The organism is Flavobacterium sp., from assembly GCF_044348915.1.
In the GTDB taxonomy this organism is placed as follows: Bacteria; Bacteroidota; Bacteroidia; order Flavobacteriales; family Flavobacteriaceae; genus Flavobacterium.
The window spans coordinates 1-2,596 of the sequence record NZ_JBIKRX010000152.1; the positions used below are offsets into that span (position 1 = coordinate 1).

The 2,596-nt window shown below is 34.4% G+C and carries 2 protein-coding genes and 1 pseudogene; all 3 read right to left on the reverse strand.

The genetic code is table 11. The annotated features are described in order from the left end of the window. A pseudogene (locus ACIQ1E_RS14160) lies at nt 1-284 on the reverse strand (rRNA pseudouridine synthase); the annotation flags it as partial. Between the two features lie 156 nt (nt 285-440). Next, the gene (locus ACIQ1E_RS14165; protein WP_396172024.1) at nt 441-1,361 is read right to left on the reverse strand and encodes a geranylgeranylglycerol-phosphate geranylgeranyltransferase; all 921 of its coding nucleotides are present in this window, start codon (nt 1,359-1,361) and stop codon (nt 441-443) included. Between the two features lie 3 nt (nt 1,362-1,364). After that, nucleotides 1,365-2,303 carry a mevalonate kinase gene (locus ACIQ1E_RS14170; RefSeq protein ID WP_396172026.1) on the reverse strand — a complete coding sequence of 313 codons (939 nt, stop codon included), beginning with the start codon at nt 2,301-2,303 and terminating at the stop codon, nt 1,365-1,367. Nucleotides 2,304-2,596: the final 293 nt, after the last annotated feature.

The following is a 2,596-nucleotide window of genomic DNA, read 5'->3' on the forward strand; positions in this document are numbered from 1 at the left end:
TTTCCAGATTGAATGTAAATATCGGCATCACGACGCGAACACACTCCAGAATTGGAAATGTATTTGTTCAAACGAATTTCGTCTTTTACTTTTGGTCGTTTTGGTGCTTGGTTCGGTTTTTTTGCGTTTTTAGCAGCCTCTTCCTCAGCTATTTTTACAGATGGTTTTACTTTTTTAGGCCCTTGAGCGCGCTTCGCCATTGCCGGCTTTGGCTTGTTTGAGTTGGGTCTTGAGCTATTTGCTCTACCACCACTTTTGTTGTTATTGCCTTCCTTGTTATTCATAACCTTATAAAATTTTATGCAAAGATAGTTTTTTATTGCTTATTAGTTGATTGTTTTTGGATTAGGTCTGTCTAGCCCTGATGGAAACGGCATCCTTTTTCTTTTAACTTTAAAAAGAAAAAGATATAGCGAACAGCAGGAATAGCTTCTAAAAATTCAAATAGATTGCAATAATTTTTTTCCGTGCCACAACACGCTGGGATTGATGAGGATAATACTAAAAACGCCTGCTACGATTAGGAGTTTCAGAACATTATGAAGTAAAAGATATTGCTCCTTAGTGTTTGATTTCCATAAGGAAAGCTGGAAAAAAATCAGGATAATTAGGCAGGTATAAAAGTAGATATCCATATAACCCACATCGAAAACTTCGATTAATATGTATACTGGAATGATGGTGCAGATAGATAACATAGTTATTATTTTCTTAGAAACTTCTTCGCCATAAACAATGGGAATGGTTCTATAATCGTTAGCCAGATCACCTTTTATGTTTTCTAAATCTTTGACCAATTCCCGAATCAAAAGCAATAAAAACAAGAAAACGGCGTGTCCCAAGATGACTTCATACAGATTTTTGTAATATAAAAACACGGCAAAAAAAGGCAATACCGATAGAAATGCAGACATTAAATTCCCAAGAAATAGTTGCTTTTTTATTCGATGCGAATAATACCAAATCAAGAAAATATATACCGAAAAATATAAAAAGGCGCGCCAAGAAACAAAAATAGCTAGAAAAACTACGATGAAATTAAGCGTAAAATAAACGTTGAGCTTCGTTTTTTGGCTGACCAAGCGATCGAGCATTGACTTAGTGGGTCGATTGATTAAATCTTTTTTGCTATCGTAAAAGTTATTGATAATATAACCCGATGCAATGGCCAATGATGAAGCTAAAACAATGATAAATAAATCGAAATCGAGCAGAATAGCTAACGCTCTTTTTTCGGGTGCGAGAATAAAAATAGCCGATAGATATTGCGCAATAACTATTATCGGAATGTTGTAGCCTCTAACCACAGAAAACAAGCTGATGAATTTCATCACGATTATTTTGTTCTTTCGGCTAAGCATTTATTAGAATTGATAAACTACTTCGAGCTTATAATCTTTGAGTGAAATTCTTGCTTTTTCTAAATCTTGTGTAAATCCAAGAATGTAACCGCCGCCACCAGAACCACATAATTTCAGATAATAATCATTCGATTCGATTCCGTTTTGCCAAATTCCGTGAAATTGTTCAGGAATCATCGGTTTAAAATTATTGAGAACGACTTTTGATAATTTTTTGGTGTTAGCAAATAATGATTTCATATCGCCTCCCAAGAAATTTTCGACACAAGCATCGGTATGTTTGATGAATTGTGATTTCAACATTTTTCGGAATCCTTGATCTTTCAATTTTTCCATAAAAATATTGACCATTGGCGCTGTTTCGCCCACAATTCCTGAATCGATCAAAAACACTGCACCAGTTCCTTCCAAACTTTGGGTTGGAATTCCTGTAGCTTCGATATTATCTTTAGAATTGATTAAAATAGGAATACTCAAATAGCTGTTCAAAGGATCTAAACCGGAACTTTTTCCGTGGAAAAACGATTCCATTTGAGAAAAAATATTTTTAAGTTCTAGCAGCTTTTCGCGAGTTAAATTCTCTAATACTGTAATTTTATGGTGCGCATATTTATCATAAATAGCTGCCACCAAAGCACCACTACTTCCAACACCGTAACCCTGAGGAATACTAGAATCGAAGTACATTCCCGTTTCAACATCGCTCTTAAGCGTTGCCAAATCGAAAGTTACTAACTCTGGTTGTTCGCGTTGTAAAGTTTCTAAATGCGACACAAAACGTTTCAAGTTACCGTTGGATTTGATGGCTTCTTCAGATGGGTTTTCGTCTCTCTTCAGTGCGCCATTGTAAAAATTGTATGGAATAGATAATCCCTTCGAGTCACGAATGATTCCGTATTCTCCAAAGAGTAATATTTTTGAGTAAAATAAAGGTCCTTTCATATATCGCTTGAACTTATTTTATTTTGTTAATTTTTGTTGGGTTTTGTCTGGTGTCGAAAACAGCTAAAACTCTAACTTGCTTTGAATTATATTTATAATAAATTGTGGTTTGCTTTGATAAAACACATCTGTGCTGGTTATTGTTAATTTGAGATTTTGGGAACATTTCTGGTTCTTTTTGAATCAAATTAACCGATTTGTCAAGTTTTGAAAGAATTTATCTCTAACTTTCGCAGACCATTTAAATTCTAAATACTCCAATAAATCAATTAACTTTTTCTCAGCATTCTTTG

Coding starts and splice junctions, on each gene's coding strand:
- ACIQ1E_RS14165 (WP_396172024.1), bottom strand. CDS start 1,361: ATGCTTAGCCGAAAGAACAAAATAATCGTGATGAAATTCATCAGCTTG.
- ACIQ1E_RS14170 (WP_396172026.1), bottom strand. CDS start 2,303: ATGAAAGGACCTTTATTTTACTCAAAAATATTACTCTTTGGAGAATAC.